The 25322-nt window shown below is 70.7% G+C and carries 27 protein-coding genes; 11 read left to right on the forward strand and 16 right to left on the reverse strand.

Annotation, left to right across the window (positions count from 1 at the left end):
• Nucleotides 1-172: 172 nt before the first annotated feature.
• Genes O7632_RS20840 through O7632_RS20850 form a run of 3 tightly spaced genes read right to left on the reverse strand, consistent with a single transcriptional unit; the run spans nt 173 to nt 3171 of the window.
• Entirely contained in the window at nt 173-1306 is a 1134-nt protein-coding gene (locus tag O7632_RS20840; protein ID WP_278119920.1) for an IS701 family transposase, read from the reverse strand.
• Between the two features lie 32 nt (nt 1307-1338).
• Nucleotides 1339-2241 carry a maleylpyruvate isomerase N-terminal domain-containing protein gene (locus O7632_RS20845; protein WP_278116627.1) on the reverse strand — a complete coding sequence of 301 codons (903 nt, stop codon included), beginning with the start codon at nt 2239-2241 and terminating at the stop codon, nt 1339-1341.
• 51 nt (nt 2242-2292) lie between these two features.
• A complete protein-coding gene (locus tag O7632_RS20850) occupies nt 2293-3171 on the reverse strand; it encodes an oxidoreductase (protein WP_278116628.1) in 879 nt (292 codons plus the stop codon).
• A gap of 99 nt (nt 3172-3270) precedes the next feature.
• Here O7632_RS20850 and O7632_RS20855 point away from each other — a divergent pair, with 99 nt between their 5' ends.
• Nucleotides 3271-3831: a TetR family transcriptional regulator gene (locus O7632_RS20855; protein WP_278116629.1), complete on the forward strand. Its 561-nt coding sequence runs from the start codon at nt 3271-3273 to the stop codon at nt 3829-3831.
• Nucleotides 3832-3878: 47 nt separating this feature from the next.
• Here the strand turns inward: O7632_RS20855 and O7632_RS20860 are convergent, their stop codons facing one another.
• Nucleotides 3879-4679 (reverse strand): methyltransferase domain-containing protein, encoded by an 801-nt coding sequence (locus O7632_RS20860; RefSeq protein WP_278116630.1) that lies wholly within the window; start codon nt 4677-4679, stop codon nt 3879-3881.
• A 236-nt stretch (nt 4680-4915) separates the two neighbouring features.
• Nucleotides 4916-5113, reverse strand: coding sequence for a hypothetical protein (locus tag O7632_RS20865; RefSeq protein ID WP_278116631.1), 198 nt, complete (start codon nt 5111-5113; stop codon nt 4916-4918).
• Between the two features lie 67 nt (nt 5114-5180).
• Between O7632_RS20865 and O7632_RS20870 the strand changes: the two genes are divergently transcribed.
• From O7632_RS20870 to O7632_RS20890, 5 genes are all read left to right on the forward strand, one after another.
• Complete coding sequence (locus O7632_RS20870; RefSeq protein ID WP_278116632.1) at nt 5181-5990, forward strand: Scr1 family TA system antitoxin-like transcriptional regulator; 810 nt, start codon at nt 5181-5183, stop codon at nt 5988-5990.
• A 270-nt stretch (nt 5991-6260) separates the two neighbouring features.
• Entirely contained in the window at nt 6261-7436 is a 1176-nt protein-coding gene (locus tag O7632_RS20875; protein WP_278116633.1) for an agmatinase family protein, read from the forward strand.
• A 47-nt stretch (nt 7437-7483) separates the two neighbouring features.
• Complete coding sequence (locus O7632_RS20880) at nt 7484-8512, forward strand: ABC transporter substrate-binding protein (protein ID WP_278116634.1); 1029 nt, start codon at nt 7484-7486, stop codon at nt 8510-8512.
• Nucleotides 8509-9414, forward strand: coding sequence for an ABC transporter permease (locus O7632_RS20885; RefSeq protein ID WP_278116635.1), 906 nt, complete (start codon nt 8509-8511; stop codon nt 9412-9414). The genes O7632_RS20880 and O7632_RS20885 overlap by 4 nt, the downstream gene beginning before the upstream one ends.
• Entirely contained in the window at nt 9411-10280 is an 870-nt protein-coding gene (locus O7632_RS20890; protein WP_278116636.1) for an ABC transporter ATP-binding protein, read from the forward strand. Before O7632_RS20885 ends, O7632_RS20890 begins: the two co-directional genes overlap by 4 nt.
• 46 nt (nt 10281-10326) lie before the next feature.
• Here the strand turns inward: O7632_RS20890 and O7632_RS20895 are convergent, their stop codons facing one another.
• Together O7632_RS20895 and O7632_RS20900 are read right to left on the reverse strand one after the other, a co-directional pair.
• Nucleotides 10327-11100: an ABC transporter permease gene (locus O7632_RS20895; protein WP_278116637.1), complete on the reverse strand. Its 774-nt coding sequence runs from the start codon at nt 11098-11100 to the stop codon at nt 10327-10329.
• Nucleotides 11097-11903, reverse strand: coding sequence for an ABC transporter ATP-binding protein (locus O7632_RS20900; RefSeq protein ID WP_278116638.1), 807 nt, complete (start codon nt 11901-11903; stop codon nt 11097-11099). Before O7632_RS20900 ends, O7632_RS20895 begins: the two co-directional genes overlap by 4 nt.
• A gap of 135 nt (nt 11904-12038) precedes the next feature.
• Here O7632_RS20900 and O7632_RS20905 point away from each other — a divergent pair, with 135 nt between their 5' ends.
• Both O7632_RS20905 and O7632_RS20910 read left to right on the forward strand, forming a co-directional pair.
• Entirely contained in the window at nt 12039-13166 is a 1128-nt protein-coding gene (locus tag O7632_RS20905; RefSeq protein ID WP_278116639.1) for a histidine kinase, read from the forward strand.
• Nucleotides 13167-13192: 26 nt separating this feature from the next.
• A complete protein-coding gene (locus tag O7632_RS20910; RefSeq protein ID WP_278120248.1) occupies nt 13193-13846 on the forward strand; it encodes a response regulator transcription factor in 654 nt (217 codons plus the stop codon).
• Here the strand turns inward: O7632_RS20910 and O7632_RS20915 are convergent.
• A complete protein-coding gene (locus O7632_RS20915; RefSeq protein WP_278116640.1) occupies nt 13839-14315 on the reverse strand; it encodes a helix-turn-helix domain-containing protein in 477 nt (158 codons plus the stop codon). The two genes, O7632_RS20910 and O7632_RS20915, sit on opposite strands and share 8 nt — an antisense overlap.
• Nucleotides 14316-14371: 56 nt before the next feature.
• Between O7632_RS20915 and O7632_RS20920 the strand changes: the two genes are divergently transcribed.
• Nucleotides 14372-14926 carry a PaaI family thioesterase gene (locus O7632_RS20920; RefSeq protein ID WP_278116641.1) on the forward strand — a complete coding sequence of 185 codons (555 nt, stop codon included), beginning with the start codon at nt 14372-14374 and terminating at the stop codon, nt 14924-14926.
• Nucleotides 14927-14967: 41 nt separating this feature from the next.
• Here O7632_RS20920 and urtE read toward each other — a convergent pair whose 3' ends face one another.
• The 8 genes from urtE to O7632_RS20960 form a co-directional block, all read right to left on the reverse strand.
• Nucleotides 14968-15660: an urea ABC transporter ATP-binding subunit UrtE gene (gene urtE, locus O7632_RS20925; protein ID WP_278120250.1), complete on the reverse strand. Its 693-nt coding sequence runs from the start codon at nt 15658-15660 to the stop codon at nt 14968-14970.
• A gap of 5 nt (nt 15661-15665) precedes the next feature.
• Complete coding sequence (gene urtD / locus O7632_RS20930) at nt 15666-16472, reverse strand: urea ABC transporter ATP-binding protein UrtD (protein WP_278116642.1); 807 nt, start codon at nt 16470-16472, stop codon at nt 15666-15668.
• Nucleotides 16469-17716, reverse strand: a complete 1248-nt coding sequence (gene urtC, locus O7632_RS20935) for an urea ABC transporter permease subunit UrtC (protein ID WP_278116643.1) — start codon at nt 17714-17716, stop codon at nt 16469-16471. The genes urtD and urtC overlap by 4 nt, the downstream gene beginning before the upstream one ends.
• Nucleotides 17713-18588: an urea ABC transporter permease subunit UrtB gene (gene urtB, locus O7632_RS20940; RefSeq protein WP_278116644.1), complete on the reverse strand. Its 876-nt coding sequence runs from the start codon at nt 18586-18588 to the stop codon at nt 17713-17715. The genes urtC and urtB overlap by 4 nt, the downstream gene beginning before the upstream one ends.
• Nucleotides 18589-18620: 32 nt before the next feature.
• Nucleotides 18621-19844: an urea ABC transporter substrate-binding protein gene (gene urtA / locus O7632_RS20945; protein ID WP_278116645.1), complete on the reverse strand. Its 1224-nt coding sequence runs from the start codon at nt 19842-19844 to the stop codon at nt 18621-18623.
• A 256-nt stretch (nt 19845-20100) separates the two neighbouring features.
• Entirely contained in the window at nt 20101-21018 is a 918-nt protein-coding gene (locus O7632_RS20950; RefSeq protein ID WP_278120252.1) for an acyl-ACP desaturase, read from the reverse strand.
• Nucleotides 21019-21157: 139 nt separating this feature from the next.
• Complete coding sequence (gene hisS / locus O7632_RS20955) at nt 21158-22516, reverse strand: histidine--tRNA ligase (protein ID WP_278116646.1); 1359 nt, start codon at nt 22514-22516, stop codon at nt 21158-21160.
• Between the two features lie 13 nt (nt 22517-22529).
• Entirely contained in the window at nt 22530-23246 is a 717-nt protein-coding gene (locus O7632_RS20960; RefSeq protein WP_278116647.1) for an MBL fold metallo-hydrolase, read from the reverse strand.
• Nucleotides 23247-23535: 289 nt separating this feature from the next.
• On the opposite strand from O7632_RS20960, the gene O7632_RS20965 reads away from it, so the two are divergent.
• Together O7632_RS20965 and O7632_RS20970 are read left to right on the forward strand one after the other, a co-directional pair.
• Nucleotides 23536-24411 carry a peptidylprolyl isomerase gene (locus O7632_RS20965; protein WP_278116648.1) on the forward strand — a complete coding sequence of 292 codons (876 nt, stop codon included), beginning with the start codon at nt 23536-23538 and terminating at the stop codon, nt 24409-24411.
• Nucleotides 24412-24481: 70 nt separating this feature from the next.
• Entirely contained in the window at nt 24482-25309 is an 828-nt protein-coding gene (locus O7632_RS20970; protein WP_278116649.1) for a peptidylprolyl isomerase, read from the forward strand.
• The last annotated feature ends 13 nt before the right edge of the window (nt 25310-25322 follow it).

Raw genomic sequence — 25322 nt, forward strand, 5'->3', positions numbered from 1 at the left:
CGGCGGGTCGTGACTTATGGCGGTTCGAGTCGTTTGCGGTAGTGGGAGGCTTTCGCTTGAGCTTGCCTACGGCGGCGCCAGGTTGACCAGTGCAGCACGTGATCAGCTGCGGTACGCCCGATGAGGACGAGGTGGGCGAACAGGCGGCGGACCTCGTTGCTGCTCAGCGGGATCAGGCTGCGCTCGCTTGGGGTGGTGCCCCCTTTGCGGCCTCGGCGGCGCGGGTGACGACGAGGAACGCGGCGGCGGCCATCGCGAGGGTGATGTGGGCGTACCAGGCGTCGTAGCGGCGGACCTGGTACTGGTCCAGGCCGACCTCGTTCTTCGCGGTCTGGAACGACTCCTCCACCGACCAGCGACTGCCGGCGACCCGCACCAACTCACGCAGTCGGGTGCCGCGTCGGCCGAAGCAGACGTAGTAGGCGATCTCGCCAGGGTCGCTGATCGAGCGTCGGGCGAGGACCCAGCCGCGGCGGCCGTGGGCGAAGGTGCGCCGGATCGGTACCCGGGCCCAGTCGTAGCGGCGTGGCCCGCGCGCGCCATCACCGCACGACAGGCGCTGCCACGCGCCCGCACGCACCCTCGCGACCAGCTCATCGACACGCAGGGTGGTGCGCAGTCCGGAGGGCACCTCGTCGTCACAGCGGGTGGCCATCACATAGGCGATGTCCTGATCCTCCAGCCAGCCCCGCAGGCCCGGGTTCTGCCCGTAGGCCTCGTCCGCCGTGAACCACGAGAACGGCACCCGCGCCTCGATCGCCCGCTCCACCATGGCCTGTGCCTGCTGCGGCTTCGTGGCGAACCCCACCTCTTCCGGGATCGCCGCCGCCCGGCACCGGTCCCGGTCATCGGTCCACGACTTCGGCAGGTACAACTCCCGGTCGATCAACGCCCGACCCCGCGCCGTGGCGTAGCACAGGAACGTGCCGATCTGACAGTTCTCGGTCTTGCCCGCCGTGCCCGAGTACTGCCTCTGGACTCCCGCCGAGGCGCGGCCCTTCTTGATGAACCCGGTCTCATCGGCGACAAGCACCCCGGCCGGATCGCCGATCCGCTCCACGACGTAGTCGCGCACGTCATCGCGGACCGCGTCCCGGTCCCACGCCGCGCTGCACAACATGCCCTGCAACCCGTCCGGCGACACATGCCCAGCCTGCTCCGCGAGAGTCCACCCGTTCCGCCGCTCCAACGGCGCCAACAACCCCCGCACATACGCCCACGCCCGCCGCCGGGGCTCCACCCGCTCAAACCGATGTGCGAACCGGAAGAACAACTCCTCCAACCCGGCATCCCACGACCCGACCACCTGCGCATCCACCACAGTCAACCAACGAACGATCAGCAGCCGAAGCAACGACCCGCCGTTGCAGTATTAGGCGCGAGCCGCGCGTTCGGCATGTGGACCACGCGCAGGAACGCCGGGAGTCGCCACGGTCTCGGCCCGCTGATCACCACGTCACGGCGAAGCGCGGCGACGGCGGTGCTGGTCCGGCCGAACAGCATCAGGTTGAACCGGGCCGGCCGGAACCGTACCTGGACGTCGACGGGGTGGTCGGGGGGCGCGAGCCGGATCCGTCGGTCGCCGAGCACGATCGTCGCGGTCGGCGTGTACGCGGAGCGGAACCGCACCGCGATCGGTCGTTTCGGCATCGGCAGCGAGGTGTCGAGCAGCACGCCGTAGTCGTGGTGAAGCATGCCGAGGAAGAACTGGTCCCAGTAGAGGGCGGCGTGGTCGTCGGGGATCGGCCACGGGCGGCGTACCGCCCTCGCCATGTCCCAGCCGTGCACCAGCAGTTCGTTGACCAGGTGGGCGAGCACGCCGCAGACGGGGACCCGGGCGTCGCCGAGCCACGGCAGGGTGGTCTCCGGCGGCGTCCGGGTGGTGGCGACGAGGATCGCGTCGATCGCCTCGCCGAGCTGGTCGGCGAGGCGATCGGGGTCGCGCTCGGTGAAGTGCCGCAGGACGTGGTCGTTGACGTCGGCGACCGTGTCGACGTTCGTCGCGGGCAGGATCGTCTCGATGTCGGGTATCCGCACCGCCACGTCGCTGTCCTCGACGAGTGCGACGTAGAGCACCGCGATGCTGAGTACGTGCGCGGCCGAGTCGGCCACGGTCCACTCGCGGGTGGCCATGGCCGTCGGGTCGGTGCCGTCGGTCAGCAGCGTTCGGAACCTGTCCCCGGCGGCGCGTAACGCGGTCCGGGTGAGGGTCCAGCGGTGCGCGGGGACGGTGTAGGTCATCTGGTCACCCTCGCACCGCCGCTGACAGGGGACTTCTCGCAGATTGCGCGATCAGGCGCCGTCGCGCGCGAGACGCCGCTGAGGTGTGCCCCGCCGGGCGGCGAACCGGGCAAGGGTCCGCAGCATGGTCCGCATGAACCAGTCGAAGCCGCGATCGGGCAGAATCCGTCGTACGGCCAGGATCGGCTTGGCACCGTTGCCGACGGCGTAGCGGGTCCGGGGCCGGCGGGCGCGTACCGCCTTGGCGACCGCGTCGGCCACCACCGAGGGCGGCGACGCCGGGCCGTCCTCGATGGAGAGAAAAGCCGCGCTGATGGCGGCTTGGTCGGCGTACGCGCCCTGACCGGAGGTGGCGAGCAGGTGCCGGCCGGCGATGCCGGTCCATTCGGTGGCGATCGCGCCCGGCTGGATGACGATCACGTCGATGCCGAGTGGAGCGAGTTCCATCCGCATCGAGTCGCTGAGCCCTTCGACGGCGAATTTGGTGGCGTGGTACCAGCCGCCGAGCGGCTCGTGGATCTTCCCGCCCATGGACGAGATGTTGACGATGCGACCGCTGCCCTGCCGGCGCATCTGGGGCAGGACCAGCTGGGTCAGCCGGGCCAGGCCGAACACGTTCACGTCGAACTGCCGGCGAGCCTCGTCCAGGGGCACATCCTCGACCGCGCCGAAGGAGCCGTAGCCGGCGTTGTTGACCAGCACGTCCACCCGTCCGGATTCCGCCAGGACCTGCTTCACGAGGTCGACCAGTGCGGCGTCGTCGGTGATGTCGACCCGCACGGGCCGAATGCCGACCTCGGCCAACAGCGCGATCCGCTCCGTCCGGCGGGCGACGGCGTAGACCTGGTAGCCCATGGCGCGCAGCTTGCGGGCGGTGGCTTCGCCGATGCCGGCGGAGGCGCCGGTGACGATGGCGACCTTATCGCTCATGATCTCTCCCGAGAGGAGTATCCAACTGGTTAGTTAGATAATCGGCCCCGAGCCGTCCCGTTGTCAACCAACTAGTTGGATCGGCGTAGGCTGGCCGGCATGGCCCGCGACTCCACCGCCACCAAGCAGCGCATTCTCGACGCCGCCACCGTCGAGTTCGCCGCGTACGGGCTGGCCGGTGCCCGGGTCGATCGGGTGGCCGAGCGGGCGGGCGCCAACAAGCAGCTCATCTATGCGTACTTCGGCAGCAAGGAACGACTCTTCGACGCCACACTCGCCACCCACCTGGAGCACTTCATCGAGGCGGTGCCCTTCGACGCCGACGACCTGCCCGGCTACGCCACCGCGATGTTCGACTTCGGCATCCAGCACCCCGACCTGCTCCGGCTGCTGCGCTGGCACACCCTCGAACGCCCGGGCGAGCTAGCCCGGATGGAGCAGGACCACGGCGCGACGCGGCGCAAGCTGACCGCGCTGGCCGAGGCCCAAGCCGCCGGCACCGTCGACGACACCCTCGCACCGGCCGAACTGCTCGCCGTCATCCTGGCCATCGCCCAGGCCATCGACGACCCGGAGCCCGCCTCGACCGCCGTACGCCGCGCCAGCGTCGCCACCGCCGTACGCCGCCTCGTCACCCCAGCAGGCGGCGCCGGACGGTGACCGGTGTGCCGGACGACGTCGTCGGGCACGGGCGTCAGACCCGACGGTCAGACGCGGCAGAGGATTTCGCCGTGCAGGATGGCGAACCAGCCGTCGGGCGCGTCCGCCCAACGACGCCAGCCGGCGGAGAGACGTTCCAGGTCGGCGGCGGTGGCGGTGCCGGCGGCGAGGACCTGGCGGGCCATCTCGGACGCGACGATCCGGTCCGCCCACATGGTCCCCCACCAGCGGCGATCCTCATCGGTGGCGTAACACCAGACGGACGCTCCCGGGGTGATGTCGCTGAATCCGGCGGCCCGCGCCCAAGAGAGCAGCCGGCGTCCGGCGTCCGGTTCGCCGCCGTTGGCGCGGGCGGTCGCCCGGTAGAGCGCGAGCCATTCGTCGAGCTCGGGGACGGCGGGGTGCCAGGCGAACCGGTCGTAGTCACTGTCGCGGGCCGCGACGACACCGCCGGGTGTACAGACCCGGCGCATCTCGGCGAGCGCGCGGACCGGGTCGCCGACGTGCTGCAGGACCTGGTGTGCGTGGACCACGTCGAACGCGTCGTCGGGGAACGGCAGATCGTGGACGTCGGCGGTGGTGAAGTCGACGGTGGTGACGCCACGGGCTCGCGCCTCGGCACGGGACAGCGACAGGGCGTCGTCGGTGACCTCGGTGGCGGTGACGCGGCCGGGGGCGACGAGCGCGGCGAGGTCCATGGTGATGGTGCCGGGTCCGGCGCCGATGTCGAGCAACGTCTGTCCGGAACGCAGGTGCGGCAGCAGGTACGCCGCCGAGTTGTCGGCGGTACGCCACCGGTGGGAGCGCAGCACCGACTCGTGATGACCGTGCGTGTATACGGCTGACATGCCCCGACGATAAAGCACCCATCTCGTCATCTGAGAGAGATTTCTCTATATATGAGATGACGACTAGCGAGAACATCGACCGGTACGCCCCGGAGGCAATGTCTGTTCTGGCGTGATCCCGTACGGGGATCGTGATCCCCCAAGGGGATCACGCGCGGAAGCAATACAGGTCCCCAGCCCTGGCATCAGGGTGGACGAGTGAGGATTCAGACAGGTAACGCCAGCCGAGGACCGGGTCAGACCGCCCTGGGCGGCCGGTTCTCCCGGATCCACCGCTCCACGTCGGCCCGAAGCCAGACCGGCCCTTGCACCAGCCGGGCGACCGGATCGGGGAAGCCCTTGGACCGGCTCACCACGTATGCGCGCTGCTTGCTCACCGGCTTGTCCGGCGTGCCCAGCATCGCGCGCAGCTCCGAGGTTCCGACCAGATCCATTGGCTCGACGCTAGGGAGTTGCCATAGGGCATTGCCTTTGGGCAACAAATGCTTCACGCTATCGGGTATGACGGGCAGGGAACACGGCCGGCGGGCCGGTGGGACGGCGTTGCTGCGACGGCAGTTGGGGCGGTGGCTGACCGTGCTGCGGAACCAGGCCGGACTCTCCCAGGACGCCGCCGCCAACAGACTCGGGCGCGGCAGCAGCACCATCTGGCGGATCGAGGCCGGCGACGAGCGGACCCGCTGGAACGAAGCGGACGTGACGGCGATGTGTCAGCTCTACCGGGCCGACGACCGCACCCGGGAGCGGATTCTCGCCCTCGCGGCCGAGACGGGGCGCTCCAGTGAGGGCCGCTGGTGGCACGACCAGACCGACGGGCTACCGGTCGCCGCCGACCCGTACCCGGTCTTCGAACAGTCCGCCACGGTCGTCCGTCACTACGCCCAGGAGGCGATCCCCGATCTGCTGCAGGCCCCCGAGTACGCCGAGGCGGTGCTGCGGCGACCGGCGGGATTACGCAGCGACGACGAGATCGCGGCCCGTCTCGACCAGTTGGCGGCGCGGCATCGGCACCTGCTGACCCATCCGCACCCGCCCGCCGTACAGGTGATCGTCAACGAGGGCGCGCTGCGGCGTACCGCCGCCGGCGACGCCGCCACGACGCGAGCGCAACTCGACCACGCCGGGACCGGGCTGGTCCGGCTGACCACCGTGACCGGGACGATGTACCTCGACCGGCCGGCGCACGTCACCGCGTACGAACGGGTCTGGTCCGACCTCGCCGGCCGCGCCGTCGACGACCGAACCGGCCGCGCCGTCGACGAGCGTCTCGGCCGACGAGCAGACCAGCCGGTACGGGCGGTGAGCAGCTGACATGGAAAGGCAACAGGGCAGCAAAGTGATCGAAACCACAGCGGCGTCTACTCCGTGGTGACTCACCAACGGTGAGGCGCACCTAGGGTTCCGCCGCCGCCGGGCAGCCGTAGACGGACAGCCGGAGACGGGCAGCCGACGGCGGGACTGGTCCGAGAGGTGCAGGCGTCGGACCCGCCGACATGAGCGGGCGCGGCGTTCCACGGCGGGACAAAAGCCCGGGAGGCAGCCGAATGTCTGGCTGTGCCTCAGCCAGGCCCTCATTCGGAGGTGCCCGTGGGCTTCCACCACCACCATCATCACCACAATCACCAGCACCGCGACCAGCAGCCCAGCGACCAGCCCGAGCTGCACGGCAACTACGGCCCGGAGGCGGCGTACGCGGTCGCCCGCGAAGCCGAACTGCCCACCACCAAGTGGGAAGAGGAGATCGCCCGGGGCCTGGAGTACGGCCTGCCCGGTGCCGACTCGATCGTCGACAAGCGGATCCCGACGTTCTCCCGTGGCGAACTGCCACACTTCGCCGGGATCAACACCTTCCTGAAGGCGCCGTACGTCGAGGACGTGCGCCGCTGCGGCGAGTACGACGTGGCGGTGCTCGGCGCGCCGTTCGACGGCGGCACGACGTACCGCTCGGGGACCCGGTTCGGGCCGCAGGGCATCCGCAAGATCTCCGCGCTGTACGGGCCGTACTCGTTCGAACTCGGCGTCGACCTGCGGGAGTCGATCACGATCGCCGATCTCGGGGACGTGTTCACCATCCCGGCGAACATCGAGAAGACCTTCGACCAGATCTCCAAGGCGGTCAGCCACGTCTACGCTTCCGGGGCGTTCCCGGTGGTGCTCGGTGGGGACCACTCGATCGGCTACCCGACGGTGCGCGGGGTCGCCGAACACCTCGACGGCAACCTGGGCATCATCCACTTCGACCGGCACGTCGACACCCAGGAGACCGACCTCGACGAGCGGATGCACACCACCCCGTGGTTCCACGCCACCGACATTCCGAACGTGCCGCCGAAGAACCTGGTGCAGATCGGCATCGGCGGCTGGCAGGCACCGCGCCCCGGAGTCAAGGTCGGCCGGGAACGCGGCACCACGATCATGACGGTCACCGACTGCGTCGAGATGGGCATCGAGGCCGCCGCCGAAAAGGCCCTCGAAGTGGCCTGGGACGGTGCCGAGGCGGTCTGGTTGTCATTTGACGTGGACTGTCTGGACGCCGCGTTCGTGCCCGGCACCGGCTGGCCCGAACCGGGTGGCTTCCTGCCCCGCGAAGTCCTCAAGTTCATCCAGTTGATCGCCGAGAAGCCCTTGGCGGGCATCGAGGTGGTGGAGTGCTCGCCGCCGTACGACAACGCCGACATCACCTCGTTGATCGCCACCCGGGTCATCTGCGACACCCTCGGCTGCCTGGTCCGCGCCGGGCACCTGCCGCGCCGCTGAACCCCTGAAACGCCTCACCGCAAATCCCGCTCCGCAGGAGGACATAGATGCGACGTACCGCCGGATCTTCCCGCCGCTCCCCCACCCGCCGCCTGGTCGCGGCCGCCTGCGCGGCGACGCTGCTGGTCACCGCCGCCGGCTGCGGCGACAGCGAGCCCGACGGCGACGGCTCGACCACCGTACGGTTGGGGTTCAGCGCCTGGCCCGGCTGGTTCCCCTGGCAGGTCGCGCAGGAGCAGGGGCTGTTCGAGGAGAACGGGGTCGACGTCGAGCTGACCTACTTCGACAGCTACACCGACAGCTTGACGGCGCTGGCCACCGGCAACCTGGACGCCAACAGTCAGACCCTCAACGACACGCTGTCGTCGGTCAGCGGTGGCGCGACGCAGACCGTGGTGCTGGTCAACGACAACTCGACCGGCAACGACCAGATCATCGCCGCGCCCGGGATCGACTCGGTGGCCGACCTGGCCGGCAAACGGATCGCGATCGAGGAGGGTACGGTCGACCACTACCTGCTGTTGTTGGCGTTGGCCGAGGCCGGGCTGAGCGCCGACGACGTCGAGATCAGCCCGCTGCTGACCGACGCGGCCGCCGCCGCGTTCCTGGCCGGGCAGGTCGACGCGGTCGGGGCCTTCGCCCCGTTCACCACGACCGCGCTGGGCCGCGAGGGCAGCACGGCGATCGCCACCTCGGCGGACTTCCCCGGCGCGATCCCGGACCATCTCGTGTTCGACTCGGAGTTCGTGGCCGCGCATCCGGAGCAGGTGCAGGCGGTGGTGGACACCTGGTTCGACACCCTGGACTGGATCGCCGCCAACCCGGACGAGGCGGTGGAGATCATGGCGGCGCAGGCCGGGGTCAGCGTCGAGGACTACCGCACGTACGACGCCGGGACGACGATCTTCGACCTGGCCGACAACCAGGCGGCGTTCGAGTCGGGCGACACCCCGGCCAACCTGGACTTCCAGGCCCGCTCGATCGCCGAGTTCCTGGTGGAGACCGGTCTGGTGGACGAGGCACCGCCGCTGGACGGGCTGCTCGACGGGCAGTTCGTGGCGGCGGTGTCGCCGTGACCGTCGCCCCGGCCCAGGCGACCGCGAACGGCGGCCCGGACGACACCGGCCCGGCCGCGACCAGCGGTGGGGACCGGGCGTCGTGGGGGCCGCTGCCCCGGCGGCGGCCGGCCCGCCGGGTGCCGGCCCTGCTGGCCATCCGTACGCCGATCCCGGCGGCCGGGCGGTGGACGTTGACGGTCGCCTCGATCGTGGTGCCGTTGGCCGCCTGGCAGGTCGGCAGCATGCTGGTCGACGGGCGGCCGGACTTCCTGCCGTCGCCGTTGGAGTCGGTGGCGGCCGGGGTGGAGATGGCCCGTACGGGTCAGTTGTGGACCGACACCGCCGCGACCGTCGGCCGGGTGTTGCGCGGTTTCGGCCTGGCGGTGGCGGTGTCGGTGCCGCTGGGTCTGCTGATGGGCAGCTTCCAGGCCGGTCGGGCGGCGTTGGAACCGATGATCGGCCTGCTGCGCTACCTGCCGGCCAGCGCGTTCATCCCGTTGCTGATCATCTGGTTGGGGTTGGGTGAGCCGTCCAAGGTGGCGTTGATCTTCATCGCGACGGTCTTCTTCAACACGCTGATGACCGCCAACGTGGTCCGGACCGTGCCGGCCGGGTTGATCGACGTGTCGTACACCCTCGGTGCCCGCCGGCTCGAGGTGCTGCGCAAGGTGATCGTGCCGCACTCGCTGCCCGGCATGATCGACGCGATCCGGGTGAACGCGGCGGCGGCGTGGAACTTCGTGGTGGTCGCCGAGCTGATCAACGCCCAGTCCGGGCTGGGCTACCGGATCGTCCGCTCGCAGCGGTTCAACCAGCTCGACAACATCTTCGCCGTACTGATCGTGATCGCCCTGATCGGCGTGGCAATCGACCTGGCGTTGCGGACGACGCGCGACCGGGTCGGGAGGTGGGCGTCGTGACCGCGACCGACGGCGACGCCGCAACATCAGCCGCCGACGCCGCAACATCAGCCGACGCGCCGCTGGTGCGGCTCGACGGCGTCGGCAAGGACTTCCGGGCCGCCGCCGGCGGGTCACTGCGCGCGCTCGACGGCGTGGATCTGGCGGTACGCCGAGGCGAGTTCGTCTGTCTGGTCGGCGCTTCCGGGTCGGGCAAGTCGACCCTGTTGTCGCTGATCGCCGGGCTGGCCACGCCGAGCCGGGGCAGCGTGCTACTCGACGGCGCGCCGGTCACCGGGCCGGGACCGGACCGGGGGCTGGTGCTGCAGAGCGGTGCCGTGTACCCGTGGCGGACGGTGGAACGCAACGTCGCGTTCGGGTTGGAGCTGCTGCCGATCAGTCGGGCCGAACGGGCCCGGCGGGTTGCCTGGTATCTGGCCGAGACCGGGCTGACCGGGCTACGGCACGCGCTGCCGAAGCAGCTGTCCGGCGGGCAGCGCCAACGGGTGGCGATCGCCCGGGCACTGGCCTGCGAGCCACGGGTGCTACTGCTCGACGAGCCGTTCGGCGCCCTGGACGTGCAGACCAAGGAGGACATGCAGCTGTTCGTCCGCCGGGTGTGGGCCGACACCGGCACCACGGTGGTGATGGTGACCCATGACGTCGAGGAGGCGGTCTTCCTCGGTCAGCGGGTGGTGGTGCTGGCCAGCGACCCGGGTCGGGTCGCTGCCGACCTGCCGGTGGAGCTGCCGCCGGACCGCGACGGAGCGCCCCGGGAGCTGGCGGTCAAACGGCTGCCCGAGTTCCTGGCGCTGCGCGCCGAGGTGGAGGACCAGGTCCGCGCCTACCACCAGCGGCACGCCGCAGCGGCCGGCTCGGGCGGCTGACTGGCCGCCCGCTCCGGTGGCGAGCGTTCAACGGCTCGCAGCGGCGTCACTGCCAGCGGAAGAAGCGGGCGGCGACCAGCGCGCCGACCACGGTGGCGACGGCCAAGGCGATCAGGTGCCGGGCCTGCGGCGGCTCGCCCGACCAGGCCGCGCCGACCGCCTGCACGGCCGCCCCGAACGGCAGTGCTTCGCCGACGGTGGCCACCGGGTCGGGCAGGTTCTGCGTCGGCCCGAACAGGCCGCCGGTCGCCGCCATCGCGAAGAAGGCCGTCAGGCCGATCGCCACCGAGGCGTTGCCGCTGGGCGCGACCGCCGCCACCAGCATCCCGACGGCGTACATGGCCGCCGCGGCGAGGGCGACGACGGCCACCGTACGGCCGGGGTGCTCGTGCGCCCGCACCCCGAATGCGACGACCGCGACGCCGAGTGCCAGCCCGACCCCGACGATGGTCTGCAGCAGACTCGTGACGACCTGCGCGGCGAGGACCATCGCCGGGTGGGCGGGGGTCACCGCCAGGCGGCGCAGCACCCCGGTCCGCCGGTAGTAGGCCAGGAAGCTCGGCATGTTCACCACCCCGATGGTGGCGATGATGACGGTGAACACCAGCGGTAGCACGTAGACGTCGAGCACGGTGCGGCCGCCGGGCAGCGGCTGACCGCCCTGCGCGCTGACCGCGTTCATCACCAGGATCAGCAGCGGCAGCCCGATCGGGACGACCAGGCCGGCGGTGTCGCGGGCCACCATCCGGCATTCGGCGGCGACCAGCGCGGCCCAGGCGCGCGGTCCGGGCCGGCGGACGATGATGTCGGGTGCGGTCACCACGGCTCCTCCTCGGCGTCGCGTCCGGTACGCAGGTCGGGCGGCAGCCGATGAGTGCCGAACGGCTGGCCGGTCAGGGCGAGAAAAGCGTCGTCAAGGGTGGTGTACGGTGCTGCCGTCCCCGTGTCGGCGGCGATGCGCCGGGCTCGCGCGATCAGTCCGGCCGGGCTGTCGAGGGCGATCAGCCGGCCCCGGTCGATCAGCGCGACCCGGTCGCAGAGCCGCTCCACCTCCTCCGTCAGGTGGCTGACCAGCAGCACCGTCACCCCGTCGTCGCGCAACTGTTCGACCACCGCCCAGATGCGTCGACGGGCCTGTGGGTCCAGCCCGGTGGACAGCTCGTCGAGCAGCGCCACCCGGGGGTTGCCGACCAGGGCCAGGGCGATCGACAGCCGCTGCTGCTGGCCACCGGAGAGCTTCTCGAACCGGGTGTCGCGGCGGCCGGTGAGACCCAGCAGGTCGATCAGCTGGTCGGGGTCGGCACCGTCGGCGTAGAAGCTGCGGTACAGCCGGACCAGTTCCCGGACGGTCAGCGCCGCGTGCAGCGCGGCGGACTGCAGCTGTACGCCGAGCACCTGGCGCAGCCGGGCCCGGTCCCGCCACGGGTCGAGGCCGAGCACCCGCACCCGGCCCCGGTCGGGTCGGCGCAGCCCGGCGATCGTCTCCACGACGGTGGTCTTGCCGGCCCCGTTGAGCCCCAGGACGCCGAGGATCTCCCCCGGTTCGACGGTGAAGCTCACCGCGTCCACGGCGACGGTCGACCCGTACCGCTTGTGGATGTCCTCGACGAGGATCGCCGGCATCGACCTACCTCCTCTGGTGCGATGTCCGCACGCTATGCCGGTCGGGCCGGCCGGCGGATCTGCCGGTGGTCACGGCCGGTGGGGGTGACTTCCGGCAGGGGCGGTACGCCGGCCGGGCCGCCTAGCATGACGAGGGTGAGCCGTCTGGATCCCCGACCGTGGTCCGGGGTGGTCGGCGTGCTGACCTGCCTCGCGGTCGGCGTACCGGTGGTGGTGCTGGGTCGCGGACCGGCCGCCGGCGCGTTTCTCGTCCCGGTCTGGCTGTGGTGGGTGTGTTTCGCCGGATTCGTCGTGGCGTTGGTCGTCTGCACGCTGCTGGTGGACCGGGTCCGCGACGTCGGCACCGTGCTGGTGTTCGGCGCGCTGGTCGCCCTCGGGGTGGCGTTGGTGCTGATGGCGCCAGCGTTCGGCTGGACGCAGATCCTGCTGGTGTTCGGCGCGGCGGTCAGCACCTACCTCAACCGGTGGCCGGTGACCGCCGCCGTGGTCGGGCTCAACACCGTCGTGGCCGCCGTGGCCGCGTACCTCAGCTCGGGTGCGGTCGCCCAAGGGTTGCTGAACGCGCTGCTGTACGCCCTGCTGCAGGTGGGGGTGGTGCTGTCGGTGCGGACGTACCTGCGGGAGTTGGCGACCCGGCGCGAACTCGCCGAGGCGCACACCGAGCTGCGGGCGGCGACCGCGCTGCTCGCGCAGGCGACCCGGTCGGACGAGCGGCTGCGGATCGCCCGGGAGTTGCACGACCTGATCGGCCACCAGTTGACGGTCCTGTCGTTGGAGCTGGAGGTCGCCGCGCACCGCAGTGCCCCACCGGCGCGGGACCATGTCCTGCGGGCCCGCCGGGTCGCCCGGGATCTGCTGGCCGACGTGCGGGACGCCGTGGGCGAGCTGCGTCGGCACGCCCCGGATCTGCGCGACGCCCTGGAACGGATCGTCGCGGAGCTGCCGGAACCCGCCGTGCACCTGCGGGTCGCCGACGGGATCGCCGTCGACGAGGCGCGGGTCACCGCGCTGGTCCGCTGCGTGCAGGAGGTGGTCACCAACACCATCCGGCACGCCGACGCGGCCAATCTGTGGGTCGAGATCAGCGACGACGACGGGACGATCCGACTCACCGCCTGGGATGACGGCCGGGGAGCCGGCGGCCAGGTACGGCCCGGCAACGGGTTGTGCGGGATCCGCGAGCGGGTCGAGGCACTCGGCGGCCAGGTGTCGTTGGATGGCGGGCGCGGCTTCCGGATCCAGGCCGAGGTGCCAGCCGCATGACCGGTAGCCACATGACCGGCGGCCGGGTGATCAGCGTTTGTGTCGTCGACGACCAGACCCTGGTCCGGCAGGGCATCCGCAGCCTGCTGGAGCTGGCCGACGACGTCGTCGTGGTCGCCGAGGCCGACGACGGGCAGTCGGCCGTCGCGGCGGTCGAGCGGCACCGGCCGGACGTGGTCCTGCTCGATCTGCGGATGCCGGGCTGGGACGGGATCTGGGCGCTGCGGACGTTACGGGAACGCGGGATCGACGTACCCGTGCTGGTGTTGACCACGTTCGACGACGACGAGCTGGTGCTGCGGGCGTTGCGGGCCGGGGCGCGCGGCTACCTGCTCAAGGACGTGACGCTCGACCAGCTGGTCGGCGCGGTCCGTACCCTCGCCGCCGGGGGGACGCTGATCCAGCCGGCGATCACCGACCGGCTGCTGCGGGCGGTCGGCGCCGGTGACGTGCCGGCCGCCGTGGACCGCGACGCCCCACCGATCCAGGAGCTGACCGAACGGGAACGTGAGGTGCTGCGGCTGATCGCCACCGGCTACACCAACCGGCAGATCGCCGAGGCGCTGTTTCTCGCCGAGGGCACGGTCAAGAACCACGTGTCGGCCGTCCTGGCGAAGTTGGGCACCCGCGACCGCACCCGGGCGGTGCTGCGCGCGCTGCACCACGGTCTGCTCAGCTGACGCGGAGACGGGCACCGGGTCCGGGGCGGGGCAGGGCGTCACGCGGGCCGGCCAGGTCGTGGCCGGCGGCGCAACGCATGGTCACGCCGACGTCGGCGCCGCAGTCGCGGTGGGCGACGGTCAGCGCCGAGCCGTCCGGGTCGGCGCAGTACCGGTCGCCCCATTGCAGCAGGGCGATCAGCACCGGCCACAGGTCGAGGCCTTTGTCGGTGAGCCGGTACTCGTAGCGGTGCCGCTCCCCCGGTTCCTGGTAGGGGTGCCGACGCAGCAGGCCCTGATCGACCAGCATGGTGAGCCGGTTGGTCAGCACCTGGCGGGGTACGCCGGTGCGTTCGCGCATCTGGTCGAAGCGCCGTACGCCGTTGAAGACCTCGCGGAGCACGACGACGGTCCACCGCTCGCCGAGGATGTCCATGGTGCGGGCGATGGTGCAGTTGTCGATGGACCAGTCGAGTGCGGTAGGTCTCACCCCGCCCAGGCTAGGTCTCGTTGACAGACCTAGCAACCGGCTGCCAGGCTGCGTCCATGACACAGACCGAGCGGCCGTCGCAGCCGGACGCGCAGCCGGAGCCGGACGCCGCGCAGCGCAGCCGTACCTTCTCCTGGACCGACCCGGCGGAGGTGCGGCTGGCCGCGTTGAACGGCCTCGACGGGCTGGGCCAACTGCGGGCGATGGCCTCCGGCGAGATCCCCGCCCCGCCGGTCATGGTGATGCTGGGCCTCGAAGGGCTGGAACCCGAGCACGGCCGGGTGGGCATCGCGCTGACGCCGCAGGAGTTCCACTACAACGCCTTGGGCACGGTCCACGGTGGCATCATCTCGACGCTGCTGGACACCGCCGCCGGCTGCGCGGTGCACTCGGTGCTGCCGGCCGGGACGAGCTACACCTCGATCGACCTGAACGTGAAGTTCCTGCGCCCGGTGACGCTCGCCTCGGGCACGCTGCGCTGCGAGGGCACCGTCGTGCAGCGCGGGCGGCGCACCGCGTACGCCGAGGCGAAGCTGACCGACGCCGCCGGCCGGCTGGCCGCCCACGCCACCTCGTCCTGCCTGCTGTTCGAGCTGCCACCGACCAGCTGAGGCCGGGCCGCCAACAAGCTGAGGCCCGGCCCGGCGGTGGGTCACACCGACAGCAGCTGGCGGACCGACTCGTCGCGCAGGTCCTCCTTGTCGCCGGCCCGGACCACCTCGCCGGCGTCGAGGATGACGAACTGGTCGGCGAGCCGCAACGCCAGTTCGAGGTACTGTTCGACCAGCAGGATCGCCAACCCGGCCTCGGTGTGCAGCCGTTCGATCGCCTCCTCGATCTCGACGATGATCGACGGCTGGATGCCTTCGGTCGGTTCGTCGAGCAGCAGCATCTTCGGCCGGGTGACCAGCGCGCGGGCGATCGCCAGCTGCTGCTGCTGACCGCCGGAGAGGAACCCGGCCTTACGGCGCAGCAGGCCGACCAGCGCCGGGAACAGGTCGAGCGCCTCGTCCACGGCCACCTTGTCGGTCCGGGCCGCCTCGACCGCCACCTGCAGGTTCTCCGCGACGGTCAACTGCGGGAAGGTCTCGTGGCCCTGCGGCACGTAGCCGAGCCCGAGCCGGACCCGCTCATGCGTCCGTAGCTTGGTGATGTCGCGGCCGTCGAAGGTGACCCGGCCGGAGCGCACCGGCAGCACCCCGGTGATCGCCTTCAGCAGGGTGGTCTTGCCGACCCCGTTGCGGCCCATCACGCAGACCAGGGCACCGGCCGGGGCCTGCAGGTCGACCCCGAACAGCACCTGGGCCCGGCCGTACGCGACGTCGAGCGACTCGACGGTCAACATGGCGGTCACGACGACGCCTCCTGAGCGATCGGTGATCCCTGCGCGGCGGCCGGCGGTTCGGCAGCCTCGGTGCCGTCCTCGCGGCTGCGGCCGAGGTAGACCTGTTGCACCCGGGAATCGGCCTGCACCTGCGCGACGGTGCCCTCGCAGAGCAGTTTGCCCTCGTGCAGCACGGTGACGGTGCTGGCGAAGCGGCGCAGGAATTCCATGTCGTGTTCGATCACCATCACGGTGTGGTCCTTGGCGACCTCGCGCAGCAGCTCGCCGGTGCGTTCGCGTTCGCCGCGGCTCATCCCGGCCACCGGTTCGTCGAGCAGCAGCAGGCTGGGCTGCTGCACGATCAGCATGCCGATCTCCAGCCACTGCCGCTGGCCGTGCGACAGCACCCCGGCCGGGGCGAACGCCAGGTCGGCCAGGCCGGTGGTGTCCAGTGCCCGGGACACCTGGTCGGAGACGCCCCGGCGGCGGCGCAGCAGGCCGACCAGCGGTCGGCGGAAGCTGGCCGCCAGGTCGAGGTTTTCCAGGACGGTGAGCTGCTCGAACACCACCGACGTCTGGAAGGTACGGCCGATGCCGAGCCGGACGATGGCGTGTTCGCGGCGGCCGACGAGTTCCTGGCCGTTGAACCGGACCGAACCGGACGCCGGTCGGGTCCGGCCGGTGACGACGTCGATCAGGGTGGTCTTGCCGGCCCCGTTGGGTCCGATCAGGAACCGCAGCTCGCCGGGCTCGACGGTGAGGCTGAGGTCGGTGACCGCCCGGAATCCGTCGAAGACCACGTTGAGGTCGCGGACCTCTAGCTTTCCGCTCACGGCTGGTCACCTCCGACCGAGGCGGTCGCCGCCGGTTGGGCCGGCGCGGGCGCGGCGGTGTCACCGGCCGCCGGTGACACCGGGGCCGCGCCGGGCGGACCACCGGTGGACCGGCCGGGCCAGCGGTGCCGTACCGCCGACCAGCCGTCGGCGAGCAGCCCGGCGAGGCCCCGGGGGGCCCACATCATCACGGCGATGAACAGCCCGCCGAGCAGGTAGAGCCAGCCCGACGGCCACTGTTCGCTGAGCACCGTACTGCCGTAGTTGAACAGGATGGCCCCGCCGACCGCGCCGACCAGCGAGAACCGCCCGCCGATGGCGACCGCGACCAGCATCTCGATCGACGGCACCACACCCAGGTCGGCCGGTCCGAGGATGCCGACCACCGGCACGAACAGCGCGCCGGCGATCCCGGCCATCGCCGCCGACAACGCGTACACCAGGGTCTTGACCACGGCCGGGTCGTAGCCGAGGAACCGGACCCGGTCCTCGCCGTCGCGGATGGCGACCAGCAGTTTGCCGAACCGGGAGTGGGTGAGCTGCCAGGCGGCCAGGAACACCAGGCCGAGCGCGCCGACGCAGACATAGTAGACGATCCGCTTCTGCGCCGGGTCGTACAGGTCGAGGCCGAAGAAGAACTGGACGTTGGTCAGGCCGTTGGTGCCGCCGGTGAGTCCCTGCTGGCCGATCAGCAGGATCACGAACGCGGCGGCCAGGGCCTGGGACAGTACGGCGAAGTAGGCGCCCCGGACCCGTTGGCGGAACACCAGGGTGCCGAGGATCAACGCCACCGTGGTCGGCAGGACGACCACCATGGACAGGGCGAAGAACGGGTTGCGGAACGGTGCCCAGATCGCCGGCAGCGTCTCCACCCCGCTCCACACCATGAAGTCGGGCAGGTTGCCCTCGCCGGCGTCGGCGAGTTTGAGGTACATGCCCATGGCGTAGCCGCCGAGGCCGAAGAAGACGCCCTGGCCGAGGGTGAGCATGCCGCCGCGTCCCCAGGCCAGGTAGATGCCGACGGCGACGATGGCGTAGCAGAGGTACTTGGCGAGCAAGTCCAGCCGGAACGGGCTGAGCGCGAGCGGCGCGACGACCAGCAGCAGGACGCCGACGGCGACGAACACAGCCGGTCCGGGCCAGCGGGCGGGCGGCCGGGCGGCGAAGCGGGCCGCCGGTCGCGGGTCGGCCGGGGTCGGCCGGGCCGGGGTCGCCGGGGCCGGGGTCGTCCGGGGGGCGCTCATGTCAGCGCCCGGGAACGGAGGACGAACATGCCCTGTGGACGGAACTGGAGGAAGGCCACGATCACCGCGAAGACCACCACCTTGGCGAGGCTGGCATCGGTCCAGAATTCGACATAGCTGTTGATCACGCCGAGGGCGATCGCGGCGATCACCGCACCACGCAGTTGCCCGAGTCCCCCGGCGACGACGACGAGGAACGCGTCCACGATGTAGTAGGTGCCCAACGACGGCCCGACCGGGCCGATCAGGGTGAGCGCCACCCCGGCGACACCGGCCAGGCCGGAGCCGATGAAGAAGGTGAGCTGGTCGACCCGCTGGGTGGCCACCCCGGTGACGGCGGCGAGTTGGCGGTTCTGCATCACCGCCCGCATCCGGCGGCCGTAGGACAGTTTGCCGAGGTAGAGCGAGATCGCGACCACGCAGGCGATCGCGAGGACCATGATGAAGATCCGGTTGTACGGCAGCCGTACGCCGACCACGTCGATCCCGCCGGTGAGCCATCCGGGCGCGGTGACCTGCACGTTCGGCGCGCCGAAGATGTCGCGGGCGAGCTGCTGCAGGATCAGGCTGACACCGAAGGTGAGCAGCAGGGTGTCCAGGGGCCGGCCGTAGAAGCGTCGGATCACCAGCCGCTCCAGGATCAAGCCCATGGTGCCGGCGATGAGGAACGCGACCGGCAGGGCGGCCGGGACGGCTTGCGTCCCGACCAACCCCTGCATCATGTACGCGGTGTAGGCGCCCGCCAGGATGAACTCCCCGTGGGCCATGTTGATGACGCCCATCTGACCGAAGGTGAACGTCAGTCCCAGCGCGATCAGGAGCAGCACCGCTCCGATACTCGCGCCGATGACCAGTTGGTTGACGACAGCCATGGCGGGCACCTCCCTCCGCTAGTCGCGCCGGGTCAGGACAGGCCTTCGGCCCAGTCGTAGCCGGTCAGGTATGGGTCCGGCTTGATGGGTTCGCCGGAGTTCCACACCTCTTGGATCTGGCCGTCGGGCTGCACCACGCCGATCCGGGCCGTCTTGTGGACGTGCTGGTTGTCGCCGTCGATGGTGACCTTGCCTTCGGGGGCGTCGATGCTGATCCCGCCGGCGGCTTCCTTGACGGCTTCGACCTCGGTGGTGCCGGCCGCTTCGACGGCCGCCGCCCACAGGTAGACGGCGTTGTAGCCGGCTTCCATCGGGTCGGAGGTGACCTTGTCGGCGCCGTACTTGGCCTTGAAGGCCTCGACGAACTCGGTGTTCCGGTCGCCTTCGGTGGTCTGGTAGTAGTTCCATGCCACCAGGTGTCCGGCGACGTTCTCCGGGCCGATGCCGACGACTTCTTCCTCGGCGACGCTGACCGAGACGGTCGGCATCGCGTCGGCGGTGATGCCGGCGCTGGTCAGCTGCTTGAAGAAGGCGACGTTGCTGTCGCCGTTGAGGGTGTTGAACACCGCGTCGGGTTGGGCCTGCTGCAGCTTGTTGACCACGGTGCTGTACTCGGTGTGGCCGAGCGGGGTGTACTCCTCGCCGACGACCTGCATGCCGTTGGCTTCGGCGTACGCCTTGATGATCTTGTTGGCGGTACGCGGGAAGACGTAGTCGCTGCCGACCAGGAAGATCGTCTGGTGGCCCTGCTCCTTGAGATAGTCCAGGCCGGGCACGATCTGCTGGTTGGTGGTGGCTCCGGTGTAGAAGATGTACGGCGAGCTTTCCAGCCCTTCGTACTGCACCGGGTACCACAGCAGCGCCTTGTTGCGCTCGAAGACCGGCAGCATCGCCTTACGGCTGGCCGACGTCCAGCCACCGAAGACGGTGGCGACCTTGTCCTGGGAGATCAGCTTCTGGGCCTTCTCGGCGAACGTGGGCCAGTCCGAGGCACCGTCCTCGACGACGGGTTCGATCTGCTTGCCCAGCACGCCACCGGCGGCGTTGATCTCCTCGATCGCGAGCAGCTCCGCGTCGCGTACGGTGACTTCGCTGATCGCCATGGTGCCGCTCAGCGAGTGCAGGATCCCGACCTTGATCGTGTCGGAGTCCGTGTCGCCGCCGGAGGCGGTGGGATCCTCCGCGCACGCCGTGGCCGCAACCAATGTCGACAATATACAGAGCGCGGCGAGGCCGCCCCGGAAGCGTCGTGGCATCCAACTCCCCTTCAGCCGAAGTTGTGGTGCCACGAAACGTAGGGAGGGCGGGTTTCACGAATCTCGACGCATCGATTTCCAATGCGTTAAGCCCGTCTCACCGTCAACCTGAGCGTCTAGTGAGGCGGGTCGGCCACCGGTCCACCGACGACCGGCGCTCCACCCACGACGGGCACTCCACCGACGACCGGCCACACCCGACGCGGGTCCCGTGGCGACCAGCCACGAGACCCGCGTCGCCAACACTGGGCACGGCTCAGCGATTGCGGGCGCGCCGCTCCTCGCGTCGTGCCTCGAACCGGGCGGCGGCGGTGTCCATCTGCGCCATCTGGTCGGCGAGCTGCTCGCGGGCCGCCTCGCCGTCGGCGTCCAGCCCGGTCACGTTCCAGATGTCCCACTGGCGCAGCACCGGCGAGAGCACCTCGTCGTGGTGCTGGCGCAGGTCGTAGATGCCGGCCATGGCGATCGCCACCGACTTGCGGGCGAACCCGTCGATGCCGACCCCGGGCATCTGGAAGTCGGCGACCACGTCCGCCACGGCCCGCATCGCCTGGCTCGGGGCCAGCTCGAACGCCGCGCCGAGCAGATTGCGATAGAACATCATGTGCAGGTTCTCGTCGGCGGCGACCCGGGCCAGCAGCCGCTCACACAGCGGGTCGCCGGTGGCTTTGCCGGTGTTGCGGTGCGAGATCCGGGTGGCCAGCTCCTGGAACGACACGTACGCCAGCGAGTGCAGCACCTCGTCGCTGTGCACGTTGGCGTAGCCGTTGGACATGTGCACCATCCGGGCCCGCTCCAGCGCGACCGGATCCACCGCCCGGGTGACGGTCAGGTAATCGCGGATCGCGGTGCCGTGCCGGCCCTCCTCGGCGGTCCACCGGTGCACCCACGTGCCCCACGCGCCGTCGCGGCCGAACAGAGTGGCGATCTCGTGATGGTACGAGGGCAGGTTGTCTTCGGTGAGCAGGTTCACCACCAGGGCGGTACGGGCGACCTCGGGGATGCTGAAGTCCTCCGGTGACCAGGGTTCGCCGCCGAGCGGGCCGTCGAAGGTGCGCCCGTCGCTCCACGGTACGTACTCGTGCGGGAACCACTCCTTGGCCAGGCTCAGATGCCGGTCGAGGTTGGTGGCGACCACCGGCTCCAGTTCGATCAGCAGGGCGGTCTGGGACATCGGGGCGACGGACACGACGGACAACAGCTTCTCCCTACGGCAGCGTAACTTACGCAACCGTAGGTTATCCGAAGCCGTCGCCGCCACTTCTCCCGAGCGAATCGCCCCTTTCGTCGCCGACTACCCGTTAGATCGTTGGTCAGTCGGCCGCCGCCGCCGACCCGCCCGACACCGTCGGTGTCAACTCGGACGCCGGCGGTGACCAGGTCGAACGCTCCGCCGGCTGCTGCGCACCCGACCGGATGTCCTTGACGCTGTCCGGCTCCCCGTCGACCCCCGGGAACCACACGTACGGAATGCCGCGCCGTGCCGCGTACCGGATCTGCTTGCCGAACTTCGCCGCCGACGGCGACACCTCGACGGCGATCCCCCGCCGCCGCAGCGCGTCCGCGACCTGGTTGCCGGCCGGCCGGTCGGACTCGGCCGGCAACGCCACCAGCACACAGGTCGGCACCGGCCGGGAGATCGACAACGCGTCGGCACCGAACAACAACCCCAGCAGCCGGGACACCCCGATCGAGATGCCCACCCCCGGGAAGCGGTCCGCCCCGGCCGAGGCGAGATCGTCGTAGCGGCCACCCGAGCAGATCGAACCGAACCGCTCGTACCCCCGCAGTTGGGTCTCGTAGACCGTGCCGGTGTAGTAGTCGAGCCCGCGGGCGATCCGTAGGTCGGCCACGCACAGGCCGGGCGCGTGCGCGGCGGCCGTCTCCAGCACCACGACCAGCTCGGCGAGCCCTTCGTCGAGCAGCGGGTGCTCGACCCCGAGGCCGCGTACCGCGTCGGCGACCGAGGCGTCCGGCGCGGAGATCTCCGCCAGCGACAGACACGCCTTCGCCTGGCTCTCGCCGGCCCCGGCCGTACTCATCAGCAGCTCGGCCACCCGCTGCGGACCGATCTTGTCGAGCTTGTCGATCGCCCGCAGCGCCGCGTCCGGGTCGGTCAACCCGATCCCCCGGTAGAAACCCTCGCAGACCTTGCGGTTGTTGACCTGGATCCGCACCGGCGGGATCGGCAGACTGGCCAACGCGTCCCCGATGACCAGCGGCAACTCCGCCTCGTGGTGCGGGGCCAGCTCGTCGCGGTCAACGATGTCGATGTCGGCCTGCAGGAACTCGCGGTAGCGGCCCTCCTGCGGCCGCTCGCCCCGCCACACCTTCTGGATCTGGTAGCGGCGGAACGGGAACTGCAGCTTGCCGGCGTTCTCCAACACGTAGCGGGCGAACGGCACGGTCAGGTCGAAGTGCAGCCCGAGGGCGTCGTCGCCGGCCGAGGCCGCCGCGTCCGGGTCGGCCTGCAGCCGGCGCAGCAGGTAGACCTCCTTGGAGGTCTCCCCCTTGCGCAGCAGCTGGTCCAGCGGCTCGACCGCCCGGGTCTCCAGCGGCGCGAAGCCGTACAGCTCGAAGGTGCGGCGCAGCCGGTCGATCACGTACTGCTCGATCATCCGCTGCGGGGGAAGCCACTCCGGAAAGCCGGAGATCGGCGTGGGCTTGCTCATCAGGAACTCTCCGTCACAATCCGGTCTGGCGGGCGCGGGGCGCGACGCCGAGGTCGGCAACCTCCCGCAGGTACGGGTTATCCGCGCGTTCCCGCCCGATGGTGGTCGCCGGACCGTGGCCGGGCAGCACGACCGTGTCGTCGGCCAGCGGCAGCACCTTGTCGCGCAGGCTGGCCATCATCGCCGGCAGGCTGCCACCGGGCAGGTCGGTACGGCCGATCGACCCGGCGAACAGCACGTCACCGGCGAGGCACACCTGCTCGGCCTCCCACGGCGAGCCGGCACCGGGCAGCCGGAACAGCACCGAGCCGCCGGTGTGCCCGGGGGCGTGGTCGACGGTGACCTCCAGCCCGGCCAGGGTCAACACACCTCCGTCGGTCAACTCGGCGACGTCGTCGGGCTCGGTGTACGGCAGCCGGCCGCCGAACATCGCGGCCAGGTCCGCCGACAGGCCCTTGGCCGGGTCGGCCAGCAACTCGCGGTCCCCCGGATGCACGTACGCGGTGACGCCGCGCGCGCCGCACACCGGCGCGACCGAGAAGGTGTGGTCGAGATGGCCGTGGGTGAGCAGCACGGCGGCCGGGTGCAGCCGATACTCGGCGACGACCGCGTCGAGCTGGTCCAGCACCCCGATGCCGGGGTCGACGATCACACACTGCTCGCCCGGCCCGGTCGCCACCACGTAACAGTTGGTGCCGAAGGCCGGTGCCGGGAACCCGGTGATGAGCACGCCTCTCCTTCCGCCGGTCCTTCCGCCGGCCGTGCGGGCACGCCACGGCCTCTGTCACCGGTCGAGCCTAGCGGCCGGCGCGAATCGGCGGATCCGGCCCGCCGCGCGTCCCGGCAAACCCATCGGTTACAAAGATGATCTCCGATTGGATACGGAGCAGACCTCGTACAACAATTTCCCAGCGGATACCCGTACACTCTGGCGGGCATGTGGCGCGGAGTACCGCAATGCGTCTCGATCCGGCACGCCCGCCGCAGGGTGCACGGCTGATCAGGAAAGGGGAGCGCGGGTGGCTTCCAGCAGGGACCGGCAGCGCAAACTGGCGCGCGCCAAGCTCGACCGGCAGATGGCCCGGCGAGCCGCGACGGCGCGACGCAAGCGGCGAGTCCGCGCCGGTGTCGGCGCCGGTCTCGCGCTGCTACTCGTCGCGGGCGCGTCCGCGTGGGCACTCGGTGCGTTCGATCGCGAACCCGAACCGGTCGCGGAGGCCGGACCCTGCACCTGGACCCCGCAGGATCCGGTGGCCAACACCGATCTCAAAGACGTCGGCATGCCGGAGACGACCGATCCGCCGACCAGCGGCGTACGGCTGATGACGATCAGCACCAACCAGGGCGACCCGATCACCGTCGAACTCGACCTGGCCAACGCCCCCTGCACCGCGGCGAGCTTCGCCCATCTGGCCAGCGAGAACTTCTTCGACGACACCACCTGCCACGAGATCACCGACGAAGGCGCGATCCTCTGCGGTGACCCGAGCGGCACCGGGCAGGGCGGGCCGGCATACTCGTACTACAGCGAAAACGTGCCGACCGCGCCGCAGCCCGACCCCTCGGCGGACCCGGCCGACAACCCGCCGCTGTATCCGGCCGGTACGGTGGCCGCTGTCGGCGTGCCGCAGGGCACCAACGGCAGCCAGTTCAAGATCTTCTTCCGTGACTTCACCACCGAGTTCCCCGAGTACCCGATCATGGGGCGGGTCACCGGTGGAATGGCGACGGTCCAGGCGATCGGCGCGCTGCCGAAGGTGGCCAACGACGCCGGCGCCGAGGTCAAGCCGGATTCGGACGTCGTCATCGAGACCATCACCGTCGACGAGCCGTACGAGCCCGGCACCCCCGCGCCGACCCCGTCGGCCAGCAGCTCCGCCGACGGTCAGTCCTGACCAGCCTGACCAGATCGACTCGACCACGATGTCCCAGAGCAGCTAGATAACCGATTCAGGAGGAGCCACCGTGACGTCGACCAGGGAGCGGCAACGTGCCGCGGCTCGGGCCCGCCTCGAAAAGGAGATGGCCGAACGCGCCGCGGCGGCTCGCAAGCGCCGTCAGCTGCAGGCCGGCGTCGGCGCCGGGCTCGCGCTGGTGCTCGTGGTGGCCGTCGTGGTGTGGGTGGTCGTCGCCGTCGGTGACGACGAGACCGAGACGCCACAGGCCGAGGGTGAGGCCGTCGCCACCACCTGCGTGTGGAACGAGGTCCCCGCCGAGCAGCGCCGCCCCACCATCAAGGACGTCGGCCTGCCGCCGACCACCACGCCGCCGGACAGCGGCACCCAGGTGATGACCCTGGACACCAACTTCGGTGAGATCCAGGTGACCATGAACCTCGCGGACGTGCCGTGCACCGCGGCGAGCTTCCACCACCTGGCCAGCCAGAACTTCTGGGACAACACCAAGTGCCACCGGATGTTCCCCGGCATGCTGCAGTGCGGCGACCCGAGCGCCAGCGGCGAGGGCTACCGGGAAACCGACGGTACGGGTGGCCCGACCTACCAGTTCGCCAACGAGAACCTTCCGGTCGACGACCGCCCCGCGTACCCGGCGGGTGTGGTGGCGATGGCCAACAGCGGGCCCGACACCAACGGCAGCCAGTTCTTCTTCATCTACCAGGACGTCGAACTGAGCCCGGACTACACGGTTCTCGGTACGGTCACCGAAGGGCTCGACGTGATCCAGGAGGCGACCGAGGCCGGACACGACGGGGCGTTCGAACCGTCGCCGGGCGGCGGTCACCCGAACAACGACATCCTGATCAACTCGCTGACCGTCAGCGACCCCCAGTAGGCGGGCCGTACGT

Origin of the sequence: Solwaraspora sp. WMMD406, from assembly GCF_029626025.1 — a bacterium.
GTDB lineage: Bacteria > Actinomycetota > Actinomycetes > Mycobacteriales > Micromonosporaceae > Micromonospora_E.

What these genes read in the sequence shown, in the direction of transcription:
- O7632_RS20845 (WP_278116627.1), bottom strand. Translation starts at nt 2,241, where the DNA reads ATGACCTACACCGTCCCCGCGCACCGCTGGACCCTCACCCGGACCGCG.
- O7632_RS20850 (WP_278116628.1), bottom strand. Translation starts at nt 3,171, where the DNA reads ATGAGCGATAAGGTCGCCATCGTCACCGGCGCCTCCGCCGGCATCGGC.
- O7632_RS20855 (WP_278116629.1), top strand. Translation starts at nt 3,271, where the DNA reads ATGGCCCGCGACTCCACCGCCACCAAGCAGCGCATTCTCGACGCCGCC.
- O7632_RS20860 (WP_278116630.1), bottom strand. Translation starts at nt 4,679, where the DNA reads ATGTCAGCCGTATACACGCACGGTCATCACGAGTCGGTGCTGCGCTCC.
- O7632_RS20865 (WP_278116631.1), bottom strand. Translation starts at nt 5,113, where the DNA reads ATGGATCTGGTCGGAACCTCGGAGCTGCGCGCGATGCTGGGCACGCCG.
- O7632_RS20870 (WP_278116632.1), top strand. Translation starts at nt 5,181, where the DNA reads ATGACGGGCAGGGAACACGGCCGGCGGGCCGGTGGGACGGCGTTGCTG.
- O7632_RS20880 (WP_278116634.1), top strand. Translation starts at nt 7,484, where the DNA reads ATGCGACGTACCGCCGGATCTTCCCGCCGCTCCCCCACCCGCCGCCTG.
- O7632_RS20900 (WP_278116638.1), bottom strand. Translation starts at nt 11,903, where the DNA reads ATGCCGGCGATCCTCGTCGAGGACATCCACAAGCGGTACGGGTCGACC.
- O7632_RS20920 (WP_278116641.1), top strand. Translation starts at nt 14,372, where the DNA reads ATGACACAGACCGAGCGGCCGTCGCAGCCGGACGCGCAGCCGGAGCCG.
- urtE (WP_278120250.1), bottom strand. Translation starts at nt 15,660, where the DNA reads ATGTTGACCGTCGAGTCGCTCGACGTCGCGTACGGCCGGGCCCAGGTG.
- urtC (WP_278116643.1), bottom strand. Translation starts at nt 17,716, where the DNA reads ATGAGCGCCCCCCGGACGACCCCGGCCCCGGCGACCCCGGCCCGGCCG.
- urtB (WP_278116644.1), bottom strand. Translation starts at nt 18,588, where the DNA reads ATGGCTGTCGTCAACCAACTGGTCATCGGCGCGAGTATCGGAGCGGTG.
- urtA (WP_278116645.1), bottom strand. Translation starts at nt 19,844, where the DNA reads ATGCCACGACGCTTCCGGGGCGGCCTCGCCGCGCTCTGTATATTGTCG.
- O7632_RS20950 (WP_278120252.1), bottom strand. Translation starts at nt 21,018, where the DNA reads ATGTCCCAGACCGCCCTGCTGATCGAACTGGAGCCGGTGGTCGCCACC.
- hisS (WP_278116646.1), bottom strand. Translation starts at nt 22,516, where the DNA reads ATGAGCAAGCCCACGCCGATCTCCGGCTTTCCGGAGTGGCTTCCCCCG.